Source organism: Roseateles sp. P5_E8 (assembly GCF_054177665.1).
On sequence record NZ_JBGCUM010000083.1, the window covers coordinates 1 to 15,651 of the forward strand.

17 protein-coding genes are annotated in these 15,651 nt (G+C 66.1%); 6 read left to right on the top strand and 11 right to left on the bottom strand.

Annotation, left to right across the window (positions count from 1 at the left end):
* The coding region (locus ACXRVZ_RS26005; RefSeq protein ID WP_458233022.1) for a hypothetical protein at nt 1–282 on the top strand (282 nt) is incomplete at its 5' end.
* Nucleotides 283–359: 77 nt separating this feature from the next.
* Nucleotides 360–506: an IS66 family transposase gene (locus tag ACXRVZ_RS26010; protein WP_457427741.1), complete on the top strand. Its 147-nt coding sequence runs from the start codon at nt 360–362 to the stop codon at nt 504–506.
* Nucleotides 507–703: 197 nt separating this feature from the next.
* Here the strand turns inward: ACXRVZ_RS26010 and ACXRVZ_RS26015 are convergent, their stop codons facing one another.
* The 9 genes from ACXRVZ_RS26015 to ACXRVZ_RS26055 all read right to left on the bottom strand — a co-directional run bounded on the left by ACXRVZ_RS26015 (nt 704) and on the right by ACXRVZ_RS26055 (nt 9,177).
* The gene (locus ACXRVZ_RS26015; protein WP_458233023.1) at nt 704–2,377 is read right to left on the bottom strand and encodes an asparagine synthetase B family protein; all 1,674 of its coding nucleotides are present in this window, start codon (nt 2,375–2,377) and stop codon (nt 704–706) included.
* 35 nt (nt 2,378–2,412) lie between these two features.
* Complete coding sequence (locus ACXRVZ_RS26020; protein WP_457427745.1) at nt 2,413–3,507, bottom strand: GNAT family N-acetyltransferase; 1,095 nt, start codon at nt 3,505–3,507, stop codon at nt 2,413–2,415.
* 47 nt (nt 3,508–3,554) lie between these two features.
* A complete protein-coding gene (locus ACXRVZ_RS26025; RefSeq protein WP_457427747.1) occupies nt 3,555–3,905 on the bottom strand; it encodes a glycosyltransferase family 2 protein in 351 nt (116 codons plus the stop codon).
* Nucleotides 3,902–5,014, bottom strand: coding sequence for a glycosyltransferase family 4 protein (locus tag ACXRVZ_RS26030; RefSeq protein WP_457427749.1), 1,113 nt, complete (start codon nt 5,012–5,014; stop codon nt 3,902–3,904). The genes ACXRVZ_RS26025 and ACXRVZ_RS26030 overlap by 4 nt, the downstream gene beginning before the upstream one ends.
* A gap of 8 nt (nt 5,015–5,022) precedes the next feature.
* Nucleotides 5,023–5,967, bottom strand: a complete 945-nt coding sequence (locus ACXRVZ_RS26035; protein WP_457427751.1) for a glycosyltransferase family 2 protein — start codon at nt 5,965–5,967, stop codon at nt 5,023–5,025.
* Nucleotides 5,968–5,970: 3 nt separating this feature from the next.
* Nucleotides 5,971–6,696: a hypothetical protein gene (locus ACXRVZ_RS26040; RefSeq protein ID WP_457427753.1), complete on the bottom strand. Its 726-nt coding sequence runs from the start codon at nt 6,694–6,696 to the stop codon at nt 5,971–5,973.
* 545 nt (nt 6,697–7,241) lie between these two features.
* Nucleotides 7,242–8,123, bottom strand: coding sequence for a hydrolase 1, exosortase A system-associated (locus ACXRVZ_RS26045; protein ID WP_457427755.1), 882 nt, complete (start codon nt 8,121–8,123; stop codon nt 7,242–7,244).
* Entirely contained in the window at nt 8,120–8,923 is an 804-nt protein-coding gene (locus ACXRVZ_RS26050) for a hydrolase 2, exosortase A system-associated (RefSeq protein ID WP_457427757.1), read from the bottom strand. Before ACXRVZ_RS26050 ends, ACXRVZ_RS26045 begins: the two co-directional genes overlap by 4 nt.
* Entirely contained in the window at nt 8,920–9,177 is a 258-nt protein-coding gene (locus tag ACXRVZ_RS26055; protein ID WP_457427759.1) for an acyl carrier protein, read from the bottom strand. Before ACXRVZ_RS26055 ends, ACXRVZ_RS26050 begins: the two co-directional genes overlap by 4 nt.
* A 477-nt stretch (nt 9,178–9,654) precedes the next feature.
* On the opposite strand from ACXRVZ_RS26055, the gene ACXRVZ_RS26060 reads away from it, so the two are divergent.
* Entirely contained in the window at nt 9,655–11,244 is a 1,590-nt protein-coding gene (locus tag ACXRVZ_RS26060) for an acyl-CoA ligase (AMP-forming), exosortase A system-associated (RefSeq protein ID WP_457427761.1), read from the top strand.
* Nucleotides 11,241–12,503, top strand: a complete 1,263-nt coding sequence (locus ACXRVZ_RS26065) for a pyridoxal-dependent decarboxylase, exosortase A system-associated (protein WP_457427763.1) — start codon at nt 11,241–11,243, stop codon at nt 12,501–12,503. The genes ACXRVZ_RS26060 and ACXRVZ_RS26065 overlap by 4 nt, the downstream gene beginning before the upstream one ends.
* Here ACXRVZ_RS26065 and ACXRVZ_RS26070 read toward each other — a convergent pair.
* Complete coding sequence (locus ACXRVZ_RS26070; RefSeq protein WP_457427765.1) at nt 12,500–13,246, bottom strand: arginyltransferase; 747 nt, start codon at nt 13,244–13,246, stop codon at nt 12,500–12,502. The genes ACXRVZ_RS26065 and ACXRVZ_RS26070 overlap by 4 nt on opposite strands.
* Nucleotides 13,243–13,974, bottom strand: a complete 732-nt coding sequence (locus ACXRVZ_RS26075) for a leucyl/phenylalanyl-tRNA--protein transferase (RefSeq protein WP_457427767.1) — start codon at nt 13,972–13,974, stop codon at nt 13,243–13,245. Before ACXRVZ_RS26075 ends, ACXRVZ_RS26070 begins: the two co-directional genes overlap by 4 nt.
* A 15-nt stretch (nt 13,975–13,989) precedes the next feature.
* Between ACXRVZ_RS26075 and ACXRVZ_RS26080 the strand changes: the two genes are divergently transcribed.
* Together ACXRVZ_RS26080 and ACXRVZ_RS26085 are read left to right on the top strand one after the other, a co-directional pair.
* A complete protein-coding gene (locus ACXRVZ_RS26080) occupies nt 13,990–14,361 on the top strand; it encodes an ArsC family reductase (RefSeq protein ID WP_457427769.1) in 372 nt (123 codons plus the stop codon).
* A gap of 194 nt (nt 14,362–14,555) precedes the next feature.
* Nucleotides 14,556–15,651, top strand: a 1,096-nt coding sequence (locus ACXRVZ_RS26085; protein ID WP_458233024.1) for an ammonium transporter, incomplete at its 3' end; no start/stop codon positions are given.

Below are 15,651 nucleotides of genomic sequence, written 5' to 3' on the forward strand. Positions count from 1 at the left end.
GAAATCGATGTGTTCACGCTGCAGGACAACACGGCCTCGCCATCAGTGCCAACGCTGACGATGACGTTCAGCCAATTCGGCATCACGCATTTCGTAGTTCAGTACTGGGATGGCGCTGCGTGGGTGGGCGTGCCGGGCGGCAACGTCATCGCCAATAACAAGGTGTGGCGGCAGATCACATTCGCGCCAATCACAACACAGCGCATCCGTGTTCTGGTGACTAGCTCGGCCTACTATCTCTCGCGTATTGCCGAAGTGGAGGCCTGGACCGCTTCACAATAGTCAAGATGGTCGGGCAGATGGCATCAAACTGACTCGACCGCGAAGCCGCCTTCAAGCAGGCATTTGTCGACAATCGCATGCCCGAGATGGCGGTGCTGAAGCGGCTGAAGTTCGCAGCCACCAGTGAGCGCTTCGCCAGCGCCCTCTCACCAGACCAGAGGAGCCTGCTCGAAGAGGCGCTGGACGCCGACACCGGAGAGCTCGGTGGCGAGCTGGCTCGGTGAGCGCGTGGACTCGATCTACGCCCAAGGCATGCGTCGAGCCGCACCGCCAGCGGGTGGCGCGGGTCCACCATCCGTTCAGCCTTGCCCTGAGGAAGTCGTCCGCTGTCGTCGACGCGCCTCCCAAGAACGCCCAGCAATTGCTATGGATTCACGGCCGGCGCGCGGTTGCTGGCAGTTCGGGCATTGCAGCCCGTCGTTCAGGCGAGCCGGTAGTCCGGCGCGTGCCGGCGCAGCCACTGCTCCAGCATCATCAGGATCCACACCATCTCGCCGTAGTAGCCGGCGTGCTCCTTGAGCCGCTGCGTCAGGAGGCTCTCGACGAACTCGGCCCGCACGAAGCCGCGGGCGGCCACGCCGCGCAGCGACTCGGCGGCCAGCGCGTTCAGCGCCGCGTCCTTGACCGCCCAGGGGCCGAAGGGCAGGCCGAAGCCGTGCTTCTTCTTCGTCAGGATCTCGTCCGGCAAGAAGCCGCGCAGCGCCTCCTTGAAGAACCAGCGCAGCTTCAGTCCCTTGAGCTTGTAGTTGGTGGGCAGCTTCATCGAGAAGTCCAGCAGCCGCGTGTCCAATAGCGGGAAGCCGACGTCCACATCGGCCAGGGCCGTCGTGCCGACGACCTTGGGCAGGTCGTTCTCGGCCAGCGTGTAGCGCCAGTCGAAGGCCAACATCTGGTTGACGAGGCTGGCGTCGTGCGGGCCGGCCGCCCAGGTGGCGCGCTGGTGCTGGCGCGGGCCATCGGTGTCTACGGCGGCCAGGAAGGCGGGCGTCAGTACTTCGGCCAAGCCCAGGCGGTCCAGCAGGTTGTAGCTTTGCATGCGGTCCGGCATCGGCACTCGGGCCTGGCGGATGTAGCTCGTGCCCTTCTTCAGCAGCGGGATGTTGCCGGTGACCGGGTTGGCGAACAGCGGGTTCAGCACGGCGGTGCGCAGGGGCGACGGGATTTGGCTGTAGACGTGGAAGACGCGTTCCTTGGCATAGCGGGTGTTGCCGCCGAAAAGCTCGTCACCACCGTCGCCGGCCAGGATGCGCGTGTAGCCGTCCTCGCTGGCCTTGCGGGCGCAATAGAAGGCTGGCACGGCCGAGGAGTTGCCGAAGGGCTGGTCGTAGTGAGCGGCGACGCTGGGAATGGCGGCGACCAGGTCGGCCGGCGTCACGTAGTACTCGTGATGATCCGCGCCGAAGGCCTTGGCGGCGATGCGGGCGTATTCCATCTCGTCATAGCCTTCGGAATCGAAGCCGATGGAATAACTCGCCGGCGCCTGACCGGTAGCCTCGCGCAGCAGGCCGGCGACGGTCGAGCTGTCGGTGCCGCCGCTCAGGAAGCAGGCTGTCTTGCCGTCGCCCGTCAGCCGGTCCTTCACGGACGCGCGCAGGATGCTGCGGAACTCGTCGCGCAAGGTGTCGAAGTCAGGGCTGCGCTGCTCGTCGAATCGCGCCACCCAATAGGGTGCCACCGTCAGCTGGCCATTCTCGAAGCGCGCGTAGTGCGCGGCGGGCAGGCGACGGATGCCAGCGTAGATGGTGCGCGGCGACGGGATGCAGTGGTGGAAGAGGTAGTCGAAGACCGCCTGCGTGTCGAGTTCGCGGATGCCCAACTGGCGGGCCAGCACGTCGGCGCGCGTGGCGTAGTGCAGGCGGCCGTCCTGCACGGCATAGCAGAGGCTGTGCACGGCGAAGCGGTCGACGGCGAGATAGGTCCCGCCTTGGCCCAGGTCCAGCGCCACGGCGAACTCGCCGCCCACATCGGCCGCGCAGGCGGAACCGCGAGCAGCGTAGGCCTGCCGCCAGGCAGCCAGCGCGTCGGCGGTCGGCTTGGCGAAGCGGGGGAGGCCGGAGGCGAAAGGCGTGTCGGGCGGCAGGGCTTTGGCTTGCATCTCTATTTGTCTGAAGGAGTTTTGCGGGCGGATTGTCAAGGCGCGACGCGGTTTTTGGCGCGCAGTCGCCGCCAGACTGCGCCAAAGGTCTGGCGTGACAGCCCCATCAAGCCCCGCAGCGTCATCGGGTCATATGCCACGAGGCCGTGACGCTCACGGCGCTGGCTCATCCACGTCGCCTTGTAGGGATCGTCGCCGATCAGATAGTCGATTTCCTGCACATGATCGACGTCCAGCACCTGCTCCATCAGTAGCGCCGTCAGTAGCGTGCCGGGCGCGAGCGACTTGTGGGCTTCGTCGTAGGCAAGCTTGTAGATGTCGGCACGACCATTGGCGACGATCCAGATTTGAGCGGCCACGGGTTTTTCGTGCAGCCAAGCTAGGCCCAGGCGCAGCCAGCCGCGTTCTGCGCACAGTCGGATGAGGCCAGGCATGAAGTCGACAAAGGGCTCGGGCACCTTCCAGCTTTGTGCATAGACTGCCTGGTAGGCGGCCAAGCCGGCCTCCAGGCGCGCGCCACCACGCACGACCTCCAGCCGGCCACCCTCGGCGGCAAATTTCTTCGCGTTGCGTTTGATCGTGCTGCGCACCTGGCCGCTGCGGTCCTTCAGGTAGTCGGCCCAGTTTTGCCGGACCGGCTCGTACCAGTTGCCGAAAGCAAAATAGCTGTGGGTGCTCAGCCCAGCCAAGCGCATCGCCCGTTTGAGCAGTGTGAACTCGCGCGTGGACGGGTCCATGGGCGAGAAACGGTAGGCTGCGGCGCCCGCACCGCTGCGCCGCAACGCGCGTATCAGCGGCACCAAGTCTTCAGCGTTGATGCCGTCGTCCAGGGCCGGTGCATAGATGGCCGTGTAGAAGTTGGACAGCGCGCTGATTTCGCGGCCCTGCGCTCCCGTCTGAGCGACGGTGGGCAAGATCGCCAGTACGCGGTCCTCTCGTCGCAGCACGTGGAAGCACACTTTGTGCGACTGGGGTTCGCGCGCGTAGACGCTGTCGATGAGATTGGCGTACCAGCTCGCGCCGAACTCAATATGCCGCTGTTCGGCCCGCGCCATCAGTGCCGTTGCGTCCGCTGGCAGCTCGCGCACGTGCGCGTAAATGTCGACGGTGGTGTTGCCGGGGTTGACCATGATTTTCGGGAATGGCGGATGAGGTCGACTGTTCGGGCCAGGGCTCATCATGCGTCGAGCTTGAAGAAATGAGCGCCTGTCCGGGTGCAAAGACGCATATGGCGGATGCGGAGAGCACGCGTGTGCAGACCGTTGTAGGCGAGGCGCTTGATGAATTTGCCGTCCTCGCCGTACACGGATAAGAGCGGGTCAAACCCGCCCGCTCGCTGGAATACGCTGACACGCATCGCCCAGGTTGCTATCGCGTAGCAAGGCTTACCGTCCGACGAGTTGTTGTCGATCATCAGCATCTCCACTTCGCAGCCTGCAAGTACACGAATGGCAGCAAGGGAGTTCAGCGTGTCGGCCAGGAGGTCGGCCCGGTTCCGGGTGCAGTTTGCGACGGCCAGGCGTTTCATCGCTTCGCTGCCGCGTCGACAACCTTGCGGTAGACGTCCAGGTGGCGGCGCCAACTCTCGGCCCAACGAAAGCCACGGGCCCAGGTTCGTGCCCTTGAGGCCTTATGTGCGCGCGCTTCGGCAGGCAGAGTGGCCGATTCGTGCAGCGCTGCTACCCAGGCGGCAAGGTCATTGGCCGGCACCAGCGTGGCCAGCGGTCCCACCAGCTCCGCCAGACTCCCGAGCGGGCTGAAGATCACCGGCACTCCAGCTGCCTGGGCCTCGACGGCCGGGAAGCCGAAGCCCTCGTAGAGCGTGGGGTACAGCACTGCAGCGGCTCCGACGTAGAGGGCCTGCAGTTCGGCATCAGAGAGGAACTCGGCGAACAGCACCCGGCCCTGCAGTTGGGGTGGCAGCGCGGTGCGGGCGGCATCGCGTGCGCTAGCCCCAAAGCCGCAGGCCACCAGCTTGAGCGCAGGGTCGGGCTGGGCAGCCAGCACCTGCAGCGCCCAGTCGAAGCGCTTGCGCTTCATAGGGCCGCCCAGGTACACGGCATAGGCCGCGCCAGCCAGGTCCTGCTGCAGCTTGACTGGGATAGGCGCCGCCGGGGGCTCGAAATACGCGGCCTCGATGCCGTGGTGGATCACGGTCAGCCGTGGCTCCAGTTCCGGCCAGCGTGCAAGGATGTCGCGCCGCGACGACTCGCTGATCGTGATGACATGAGCCGCTCGTTTGAGTGCGGCCGGGATGACGTGGCCCCAGTACAGGCGCTCGCCGGCCGTATCGGATCTTTCTTCGAAAGCCAGCGTGTCGTGCAGCGTGACGACGGTGGGCAGTGGCTGCCACAGTGGCAGCGCACCCTCAGTGCAATGCAGCAGCGACAGCGGTATGCGTCTCGCCCGCAGCGGAAGGCCGAGTTGCTCCCACAGGCGCAGGCGGTCGCCACGGAACTCGAAGACGTCCGGCGTGAAACGGTTGCCTTCGGGGTGCAGCAATGGGTGGCGCGAGTCGTCGGCAAAGAGATGCCAGTCGATGTCTTCGTTGCTGTGGCGGAGCAACTCCATCACGTACTTGCCCATGCCGCGCACGTGAGCTGTGTTCAGGCACCGTGCGACCAAGCCGATGTTCATGTGCTGCATCATGTCGCGGGCCTTCCACCTGGCAGCCAGGAACGTACTAGCAGTTTCCAGCCCAGCCAGTGGCCAGGCCGTACGCGCAGCGCCTCTCGCAGGCTGCGCCGCGCTGCGGCGCGCTGGCCAGCCTGCAACTGCGCGTAGGCGAACTGGCTCCAACTGCCGGCGAGTTCCTCTCGCACGGCCGCAGCGTCTGCCAAGCGGCCGTCCGGCCCCGACAGGCCCCATGTGTCCAGTGCCCGCTGCACCACGCGGCCACGGTAGTTGTCGCGCGGTGTGCCTCGGGTGATGCTGGCGGGATGCTGGCGATATAGCGCCAGCGGCCTTGCAACGCGCTCGATGCGTGTGACGCGCGACGCGCGCAGCCACAGGTCATAGTCCTCGCCGATGCGCAAACCTGTGTCGAAGCAGCCGACCTCGTCAAGCAGGCTGCGTTGCATCAGCACGGTGGAGGTCCAGACGACGCAGTCCAGCAGCAGTTCGGGATAGAGCCAGCCGGTGGCGCCCGCCCAGCGTGTGGCGTCGGCAGCTTCCGCGGCAAAGCGCCGCAACAGGGCAGGTTCGGGTTCGGTGTCAGCGCTGGGCCAGACAATCCAGGCCGTATAGCTCATGCGGCAACCAGGCGCGGCCGCCATCGCCTCGAACTGCGCGGCCAGCTTGCCCGGCAGCCAGATGTCGTCGGCATCGCAGAAAGCAATCCACTCGCTCGTCGCCGCGGCTATGCCGGCATTGCGCGCGGCAGCCACACCGGCATTGGCGCGGCGGATCAGCCGCACCTGAGGGAAATCGCGTGCCACCAGTGCAGCCGAGCCGTCGGTTGACCCATCGTCGACGACGATGACTTCAAGCGAGACGCCGGTTTGACCCAGCACGGTTTGTAATGTGGCCGCAATGTATCGCTCGGTGTTGAAGCAGGGGACGACGACGCTGACGCGGGGCAGGGCGGTCATGCGTCACTGCGAGGCTGCGGAGGCCGGTGCGGTCGCCGATGCAGGCGCCGATGCGGCGTCGGCTGATGTCGGGCGCTCGGTCCAGCGGCCTACAGAAGCAAGCCGGGCTTGCAATTCCGACCGAGTGAAGCCCAATGCCATAGCGCGCTGAGCTTGCAGAAGTGCCTTGTCGTACTCCTTCATGTCGAAGTACACCATGCCCGCATTGAAATGCGTAAATCCGTTGTCGCCAGCTGCGGCGACCACTTGGTCGACCGCTTCTACCGCTTCCCGCATGCGATTGCGGGAAATGAGAAAGAGGGCGAATTGCATACGCCAAACGAGGTCATCCGGTGCGAAACGGATGCCGCGCAAGAAATAGCACTCCAGCGACATTTTTGCGGCCGGAACCGGATCTTCCTTGAGTCTTTCCGACAGGCGCATCATGGCGACGATGGCCCGCGGGTGGTTGGGAAACGCCCCCAGCGTGTAGCTGACGTCTCCGCCAATGGGGCCTGTCATGCCAGCCCGCAGTTGTTCAACCTGGGGCGTGAAGTGGAAGTCTTCCACGATGTCGCGTTGCTGCTGCGGTGCGGTCCGATAGTCGAAGGGGCCGAAATGGTTGCCCGGATATTGTGGGCACCCTGCAGGAGCGGGCGCTTTCTGGGCCGAAACCGCGTGTGCGGGGGAGCCGAACAGCAGTAGTCCGAGGGAGATGGCATGCAACGAACGCGATATGAAGTGGTGCATACAGGTCCTACGAAAAGGATTGTCGACTGGGCATGTTGCTAAGTGCCTGAAAGCCGTATCACCGATTCGCCCAGCTTCGTCTTGATACGTTCCCAGAGATCGGACAAGCCCATAGAAGCAAAAGCTGCTTCCAATTCGAAATTGGCTGAAGATYCCATCGTCAARCTCCGCCGCCAATCGTCTTGATCGTGCACTTTATAGCGTCACGGCAATCGATACGAGTGAAATGTCCGGTGTCGATTTCACGGGTGGTAATCAATTGCAGCGGACCTTGCATTGGTCATGCCAATACAGGATGTTTCTTCCGTGGTCCCGGTATCCGTGGCTGCGCCGCCTCATGGCCTAGCAGCATGGTATGCAGATAAAGGTACATCCACCAGACGCAGTCGGACATGAAGGCATGCTCGCTGTCAGCCAGGCTCACGCAGCCCGACGGCTCCCAGGCACGTGTCAACTTCTTGCCGTGCATCCCATGCCCATTCATAACAGTCGGCCTGCTTTCCCGGAAGTTCGAATGTTTTGATCATGATATGGCGTGATGACTTCTATTCAATGTAGGCTGGATTCGGGGGCGTTGCAGGCGCTACTGGAACATGCATTGCGCCAACGCTCAGATCCAACATCACGTTTTGATCTGCAATACGGCTCAGCGTGTGATCAGCCTGCTCCAAGTCGATGCGTCGGAGGTTGGGACGGGCTAGCAACTGCTGCCAGGCCTTCGCTCTCATGGCGTGCTCAAGGAACTCCTTGGCCGTCAGATCGGCACCGCTCAGAATCAGCAAAACTGAGCCCCCAAACCGTTCAAGACCTTCTGCCATGCGGCTTTGGTAACTCTGTGAATCGGCCTTTGACTTTGATGCGCGCCGCGCCAAATGCAAATTGGAGGCAAGCCCACGCAACGCGGCCAAGCCTACGCCGCCTCGCAGCAACTTGAGCCAAAACTCTCGGTCACGCATGCGCTGCCAGTAATAGTGCTTCACATGCGTCTGCGCCAGGGTTGAAGCTGATCGAACCCAGGGATTCAATAAAGTCAAACCAGCGACGCGAGTGTCCTCTGTGGCCCCGACATACAGAAGCGCAGCCGAGGCGGCGTCGCACAGTCCCCAGAGGGCGACGCGCTTCAGTGTCGGACGAGCAGCCAACAGAGCATCGATGGCCGCCGCAATGTCGGTGTCCACGGCCAGGAAGTCGCGCGCGTCACCACCACTGTCGCCCATGCTGCGGTAGTCGAAGCGCAGCGCCGCGAAGCCGTTGCTGGCCAGATGGCGGGCCAGCAGCGTGAACTGGCGGTGGCTGCCGGCGCGGTACTGCGGGCCGCCGACGATGATGAGCACGCCGACCTCGGCGGGAGTGCCTTCGGACGGCTCGGCCAGGATGCCCACCAGCGACTCACCTTCGCAGTCAAAGCTGAGAACTGATTCCTTCACGACAGCGCCTCCACCGTGCGCGCAATCAGTGCCGGCGCCAGCTCGATTTCGCTGGTCGCCCAGAAGCCGGGGCCTTGCACGATCTGCGAGCGCGGGGCCCAACCGGCGTCCTGCCAGGTCTTGATGGCCTGCTCGCTGACCGGCGTCAGCGTGGCGTCCTCGCGGCTGCTGAGTTCCAGCCACTCGACACGGCCCGGCGTGCCCGTTGTTGTGAGCTTGGCGGCTTCCAGGCCGAGGGCGAGCGCCGACCCCAGCCGATAACCGGCAATCTCGACCGGCCGGCCGGCGGCCAGTTCGGTCTTCATCTGTTCCATCAGTCCCTTGCTGGCGCCGCTGGCCATCTCGGCGGCCAACTTCAGGCGCAAGAACTGCTGCAGCGCCAGCTTGCCGCTGGTCATGGGCTGCCAGAACAGATAGTTCACCGGACGGCCCCAGTCCGCAGCGGCCAGCAGGGCACCGGCGCGCAGGCCCCAGAGCCACAGCGGCGCGTCGGGCACACGGATGTCCAGTTCGGCCAGGCCCAGGCGCACGTCGGCCTGCCAGTCGGCCCAGCTCGCGTCGCCAAAGTCGGCCGATGAATCACCGCAGCCACGCAGGTCGATCTGCAGCACGGCGTGGCCGGCCTCGGCCAGCGCGCGGCAGGCCAGGGCGGCCATGCGGCGCGACTTGTTCATCTCCTCGGCGAACGGGTGCACATAGAGCACCTTACTGCGCGGCGTGCCAAGCGGTGCGTGGAACAGGCACAGCCGCTGCTCGCCGCCAGCGGCGGGCAGGAAGAAGACGTCGGGGTGAGGGATCAACCCAGGCGGGCGGCGACGAAGTCCGCCAGCGAGCCCACGGTGGCAAAGGTGTCGCCGTCGATGTCGTCATCGTCGACGACCAGGCCCAGCTGTTCCTCCAGCCCGGTGATGAGGCTGACGACGGCCATCGAGTCCAGCTCGGGCAGCGCACCGAGCAGCGCGGTGTCGCGGGTGAAGGTCTGGGCACGGCCGCCCAGGCTCAGCACGTCGTCGAGAAGCCTCAGCACATGGCCGAGCACTTGTTCTTTATCCATTGAGGGGCCTGTTAACGCTACGGGAATCGGTGCGAGAGGGTCTGCGCGGGCGCAGGGCTAGGCGTGCGACGCCGCCTGGGCTCATAGCCCAGGCAAGGCGCGCAACGACGCCATGCGCCCGCGCAGACCCTCTCCCGAAGGGTTGTCACGCAAAAGCCCGCGCGCGGCGTTGCGAAGCCTCGCTGGGGACGACCCCAGCTTCGGCTCCGCGCCTTGCTCGCGGGCTTTTGAGTGGCAACGCATCCGATGCCCGTAGCGTTAACAGGCCCCTAGCGTCCAAAAATTCAGCCGCGCAGTTTAGCCGGGTGCCCCCTTGGCTCCGGGGAGGCGACCCCTTGGCCCGGGGTCGCGTGAGATACTTTTTTAACGGCTCCTTGCGCGTGAACTGTTGATGCGCAAGGGGTTGTCGGTCGCGTCCAGCCCCACGGCATGAACCAACGCGCAAGAAGCCTGCTCACTCCGATCTACCCCGCGTCCATGCCCGAATCCACGTTGTTGAACGAGTTGGTGGCCCATGCCGCCGAGCGCACGCCCGACGCCCCGGCCCTGACCTACGGCGGCGCAACGCTGAGCTACGGCCAACTGGACGCTGCCGTTCGTGGCTTCGCCAGCGGCCTGATGGCACTGGGGCTGGCCCGCGGCGAGCGGGTCGCGATCTATCTTGAGAAGCGCTTCGAGACCGTCGTCGCCAGCTTCGGCGCACCGGCTGCGGGTGGCGTGTTCGTGCCGCTGAACCCGCTGCTCAAGCCGGAGCAGGTCGGCTTCATCCTGCGCGACTGCGATGTGCGCGTGCTGGTCACGTCGCCCGAGCGCCTGGCCCAGCTGGGCGAGGTGCTGACGCAATGCCCTTCGCTGCGCCATGTCGTGCTGACCAGCGGTACGGGCTCGGCCCCGGTGCCCGTGCACGACTGGGCCGCACTGCTGGCCGCGCCTTCCCGCGCCGGCCACCGCGTCATCGACACCGACATGACGGCCATCCTCTACACGTCCGGCTCGACCGGTCGGCCCAAGGGCGTTGTGCTGTCCCACCGCAACATGCTGGCGGGTGGCAAGAGCGTGGCGAGCTACCTGGAAAACCGTGCCAGCGACACGCTGTTGGCTGCCCTGCCGCTGTCCTTCGACGCCGGCTTCAGCCAGCTGACCACCGCCTTCCACAGCGGCGCGCGCGTCGTGCTGCTGAACTACCTGCTGCCCAAGGACGTGCTGAAAAGCATGGAGCGCGAGAAGGTCACGGGGCTGACGGCCGTGCCGCCGCTCTACATCCAGCTGACCCAGCTCGAATGGCCTGCGGCCATCGACGCCAACCTGCGCTACTTCGCCAACACCGGCGGCCGCATGCCGCGCGCGACGCTGGACCTGCTGCGCGCCAAGGCGCCATCTGCCAAGCCCTTCCTGATGTACGGCCTGACCGAGGCCTTCCGCTCGACCTATCTGCCGCCTGACGAGGTGGACCGCCGGCCGGACTCCATCGGCAAGGCCATCCCGAACGCCGAGATCCTGGTGCTGCGCGACGATGGCAGCGAATGCGCGGCGGACGAGCCGGGCGAGCTGGTGCACCGTGGCGCGCTGGTCGGCTTGGGCTACTGGAACGACGCCGAGAAGACCGCCGAGCGCTACAAGCCGTTGCCGGTCGGTGTGGGTGGTCGCGAGGGCGGCCTGCAACTGCCCGAGTTCGCCGTGTTCTCCGGCGACACGGTCAAGCGTGATGCGGAAGGCTTCCTCTACTTCGTCGGCCGCCGCGACGAGATGATGAAGACCTCGGGCTACCGGGTCAGCCCGACCGAGGTGGAGGAAGTGCTGTACGCGACCGGCCTGGTCGGCGAATGCGTGGCCTTCGGCGTCCATCACGACACCTTGGGGCAGGCCATCCAGGTCATCGCCACGCCGCCGGAAGGCGCCGCCGAGCTGGACCTGACCGCGCTGACCGCCGCCTGCAAGGCGCGCATGCCGGCCTATATGGTTCCGCACGGCGTGGACGCCCGCACCGGCCCGCTGCCGCGCAACCCCAACGGCAAGATCGACCGCAAAACCCTTTCGACCGACTGGCTCGAACGCCACGCTGCATGACTGACTCCGTCCCGACCAAGCGCGCCCTCGAGCACGCGCCCGTGCTCTTCCCCCGCGACGCGAACGGCGAGCTGCTGGTCGGCGGCCAACGTCTGTCCGTGCTGGCCGAGCGCGTCGGCCAGACGCCGTTCTATGCCTACGACCGCAGCCTGCTGAAGGCCCGTGTCGCCGAGTTGCGTTCCGTGCTGCCGCAGGGCATCGAGCTGCACTACGCGATGAAGGCCAACCCGATGCCGGCGCTCGTGGCGCTGATGGCCGGCCTGGTGGACGGCATCGACGTGGCCTCGGCAGGCGAGTTGCAGGTCGCGCTGAATGCCGGTGCAGACCCGCACGAGGTCAGCTTCGCCGGCCCCGGCAAGCGCGACATCGAGCTGGGCCAGGCGGTTGCGGCCGGCGTGCTTGTCAACGTCGAGTCGGCGCGCGAACTGGCGCCGCTGGCGCGTGCCTCGCAGCGCCTGGGCCTGCCGGCCCGTGTGGCGCTGCGCGTGAACCCCGACTTCGAGCTCAAGGGCTCGGGCATGCGCATGAGCGGCGGCCCCAAGCAGTTCGGCATAGACGCCGAGGCCCTGCCGGAGGTGCTGGCCGAGGTCGGCCGGCTGAGCGGTGATGGCATCGCGTTTGAAGGCTTCCACCTGTTTGCCGGCTCGCAGAACCTGAAGGCGGAGGCGATCTGCGAGGCGCAGCTTAAAAGCTATGAGCTGGCCCTGCGGCTGGCCGAATCGGCGCCGTCGCCGATCAAGTTCCTGAACCTGGGCGGTGGCTTCGGCATCCCGTATTTCCCGGGTGAGTCGCGGCTGGATCTGGCGTCCATCTCGGACAACCTCGCTGGCTTGCAGCGGCGCGCCAAGGCCGACCTGCCGCTGGCCAAGCTGGTCATCGAGCTGGGCCGCTACTTCGTCGGCGAGGCCGGTGTCTATGTCAGCCGCGTCGTCGACCGCAAGGTCTCGCGTGGCCAGATCTTCCTGGTGGCGGACGGCGGCCTGCATCACCACCTGTCGGCCTCCGGCAACTTCGGCCAGGTGCTGCGCAAGAACTATCCGGCGTCCATCGAGCCGCAAGGCCGCAACGAAGCAGCGACCGAGCCAGCCAGCGTCGTCGGCCCGCTGTGCACGCCGCTGGACCTGCTGGCCGACCGCATGGACATGGCGCGAGGCGAGATCGGTGACCTGGCCGTTGTCTACCAGAGCGGCGCCTATGGCCGCAGCGCCAGCCCCGAGGGCTTCCTCGGCCACCCGGCCTGCGTCGAGGTGCTGGTCTAGACCCGAGACTCGACGGCGTCTTCCCAGTCGCCGTTGCGCAGAATCTGGTGCGGCCTGAACGTGGCCTTGTAGGCCATCTTCGGGCTCTCTTCTATCCAGTAGCCCAGGTAGAGGTGACTCAGCTTGAGCTCCCTGGCCTGCTGGATCTGCCACAGCACGCCGTAGGTGCCAAAGCTGCCTTCAATGTCCGGGTCGTAGAAGGTGTAAACCGCCGACAGGCCGTCGCTGAGGATGTCCAGGATGGACACCATGCGCAGCGGAGTGCTGCCGTCGGGCATCGTCTCGCGGAACTCGACGAGGCGGGAGTTGATGCGCGACTGCAGCAGGAACTGCGTGTACTGGTCGACGCTGTCGTGATCCATGCCGCCGCCCGAGTGCCGGCCGGCCTGGTAGCGCAGGTAGAGGGCGTAATGCTCGGGCGAATAGCCCAGCCGCATGACCTTGGCCTGCAGGTGGCGGTGGGCCTTCAAGGCCCGTTTCTGGCTGCGGCTGGGCTGGAAACTGCCGACCGGCACGCGTAGCGCGATGCAGGCGCGGCACTGGTCGCAATAGGGGCGGTAGGTGAACAGCCCGCTGCGGCGAAAGCCCGCGGCGACGAGGTTGGAGTAGGCGTCGGCGTGGATCAGGTGGCTGGGCGTGGCGACCTGCGAGCGCGCTTGCCGGCCGGCCACGTAGCTGCACGGGTAGGCAGCCGTGGCATAGAACTGGATCTGCGCGAGCGGCAGTTCTTTGGGGTGAGTCACGTGGAAGTCAGGAGCCTTTGCCAGTAGGCCGGATGATAGGTCCACGGCCCTGGCGCAGCTTCACCGACATGGGTGGCGAGGTGGGCTTCGAACACGCTTCTGGGCACTTCCGCCGCACCCAGCGAGGCCAGATGCCCCGTGTTCTGCTGGCAGTCTATCCACGGGATGCCGAACTCGCGGCACAGGCAGATCAGCGCGCAGAGCGCAATCTTGGAGGCGTCCGTGCGGCGCATGAACATGGACTCGCCGTAGAACATGCGGCCGAGGTTCACGCCGTACAGGCCGCCCACCAGTTCGCCGTCCACCCAGGTCTCGACACTGTGCATGGCGGGCCAGGCCAGGTAAGCGGCCTGCAGCTCGGGCACGATCCAGGTGCCGTTCTGGCCGTCGCGCGGCGTGCTGGCGCAGGCGCGCAGCACGGCGGCGCGGTCATGGTCGATGCGGATCTCGCAGCCGGGCGTGGCGCCAAAGCGTTGCACCGCCTTGCGCAGCGATCGCGACAGCTTGAAGTTGGCCGTCTGCAACACCATGCGCGGATCGGGCGCCCACCACAGTGGCGGTTGGCCGGGGCCGTACCAGGGGAAGATGCCGCGCCGGTAGGCCGCTTCCAGGCGTTCGGCGGTCAGCGTGCCGCCGGCGGCCAGCAGGCCCGGCGCGTCGGTGTCGGGGCCAAGCGCCCTGGCGCTGGGCGGGAAGGCTAGGGACGCTTCGTCGAGCCAGTCGATCATGGCCGGCAACTTAACATGACGCCCATGATCACCGTCTACGGCATCCCCAACTGCGACACCGTCAAGAAGGCCCGCGCCTGGCTGGCTGAACGGGGCCTGGAAGTCGCCTTCCACGACTTCAAGAAGCAGGGCGTGCCGGCCGAACTGCTGCCGGCCTGGTTGAAGGCCTTCGGTCTCGACAGATTGGTCAACCGTGCCGGCACGACCTGGCGCAAGCTGGACGACGCGACCAAGGCCGGTGTCGTCGACGACGCCTCGGCCACGGCACTGATGCTGGCCGAACCCAGCGTCATCAAACGCCCCGTGGTGCGCTGGGCCGATGGCCGTTGGACGCTCGGATTCAGTGCGCACACGTTCGAAGAAGGTGCAAAGAACGCACCAAAATAGAACTGCTCGACCTGCGCCAGTGCGTATCGCCTCTTTGGGCACGCCTTGAAACTGGGCATTGAACTTGCTGTTTTGGTGCGATCCGGTTCGGCTTGGTGCGTGTTGCCCAAGCTTGGCGCCGGCGAACGGAGATGGCGTTGGAGACTTCGATCAAGCAGGGCGCGGATGCGCTATTTATTTTGCTGGGCGCCATCATGGTGCTGGCCATGCATGCGGGCTTTGCCTTCCTGGAACTGGGCACCGTGCGCAAGAAGAACCAGGTCAATGCCCTGGTCAAGATCCTGGTGGACTTTGCCGTCTCCACGCTGGCCTACTTCCTCGTCGGCTACCTCGTTGCCTACGGCACGCATTTCTTCATCGGCGCCGAACAACTGGCGCAGAAGAACGGCTACGAGCTGGTCAAGTTCTTCTTCCTGCTGACCTTTGCGGCGGCCATCCCGGCCATCGTGTCGGGCGGCATCGCCGAGCGGGCGCGCTTCGGCCCGCAGCTGTTCGCCACGGCGGTCATCGTCGGCTTCGTCTACCCGGTCTTCGAGGGCGTCGCCTGGAACCAGGGCTTCGGCATCCAGGCCTGGCTGAAGGCGACCACCGGCGCAGAGTTCCATGACTTTGCCGGCAGCGTCGTCGTCCACGCCGTGGGAGGCTGGATCGGCCTGGCCGCCGTGCTGCTGCTCGGCCCGCGCCTGAACCGCTACCGCAAGGACGGTGCGATGAGCGCCCATCCGCCCTCCAGCATCCCCTTCCTGGCCCTGGGTGCCTGGGTGCTGACGGTGGGCTGGTTCGGCTTCAACGTGATGAGCGCGCAGACGCTGGACAAGCTCTCGGGCCTCGTCGCCGTCAACTCGCTGATGGCCATGGCCGGCGGCACGCTGGCGGCCGCGCTGCTGGGCCGCAACGATCCCGGCTTTGCCTACAACGGGCCGTTGGCCGGCCTTGTGGCCGTGTGCGCGGGCTCAGACGTCATGCACCCGCTGGGCGCGCTGGTGACGGGCGGCGTGGCCGGCTGGGTGTTCGTCAAGTTCTTCACCTTGACGCAGAACCGCTGGAAGATCGACGACGTGCTCGGCGTGTGGCCGCTGCACGGCCTGTGCGGCGCCTGGGGCGGCATCGCCTGCGGCATCTTTGGCCAGAAGGCGCTGGGCGGCATCGGCGGCGTAGCCTTCAGCGCGCAGCTGATTGGGACGCTGGGCGGCGTGATCTGGGCGCTGGCGGGTGGCTTCGTCGTCTACGGGCTGATCAAGCGCTTCGTCGGCCTGCGGCTGGATGCCGAGCAGGAGTTCGAGGGGGCCG

Bases quoted from the DNA above. Each gene is read 5' to 3' on its own strand.
- ACXRVZ_RS26010 (WP_457427741.1), top strand. From the start codon at position 360: ATGCCCGAGATGGCGGTGCTGAAGCGGCTGAAGTTCGCAGCCACCAGT.
- ACXRVZ_RS26015 (WP_458233023.1), bottom strand. From the start codon at position 2,377: ATGCAAGCCAAAGCCCTGCCGCCCGACACGCCTTTCGCCTCCGGCCTC.
- ACXRVZ_RS26020 (WP_457427745.1), bottom strand. From the start codon at position 3,507: ATGGTCAACCCCGGCAACACCACCGTCGACATTTACGCGCACGTGCGC.
- ACXRVZ_RS26025 (WP_457427747.1), bottom strand. From the start codon at position 3,905: ATGAAACGCCTGGCCGTCGCAAACTGCACCCGGAACCGGGCCGACCTC.
- ACXRVZ_RS26030 (WP_457427749.1), bottom strand. From the start codon at position 5,014: ATGAACATCGGCTTGGTCGCACGGTGCCTGAACACAGCTCACGTGCGC.
- ACXRVZ_RS26035 (WP_457427751.1), bottom strand. From the start codon at position 5,967: ATGACCGCCCTGCCCCGCGTCAGCGTCGTCGTCCCCTGCTTCAACACC.
- ACXRVZ_RS26040 (WP_457427753.1), bottom strand. From the start codon at position 6,696: ATGCACCACTTCATATCGCGTTCGTTGCATGCCATCTCCCTCGGACTA.
- ACXRVZ_RS26055 (WP_457427759.1), bottom strand. From the start codon at position 9,177: ATGGATAAAGAACAAGTGCTCGGCCATGTGCTGAGGCTTCTCGACGAC.
- ACXRVZ_RS26060 (WP_457427761.1), top strand. From the start codon at position 9,655: ATGCCCGAATCCACGTTGTTGAACGAGTTGGTGGCCCATGCCGCCGAG.
- ACXRVZ_RS26065 (WP_457427763.1), top strand. From the start codon at position 11,241: ATGACTGACTCCGTCCCGACCAAGCGCGCCCTCGAGCACGCGCCCGTG.
- ACXRVZ_RS26075 (WP_457427767.1), bottom strand. From the start codon at position 13,974: ATGATCGACTGGCTCGACGAAGCGTCCCTAGCCTTCCCGCCCAGCGCC.
- ACXRVZ_RS26080 (WP_457427769.1), top strand. From the start codon at position 13,990: ATGACGCCCATGATCACCGTCTACGGCATCCCCAACTGCGACACCGTC.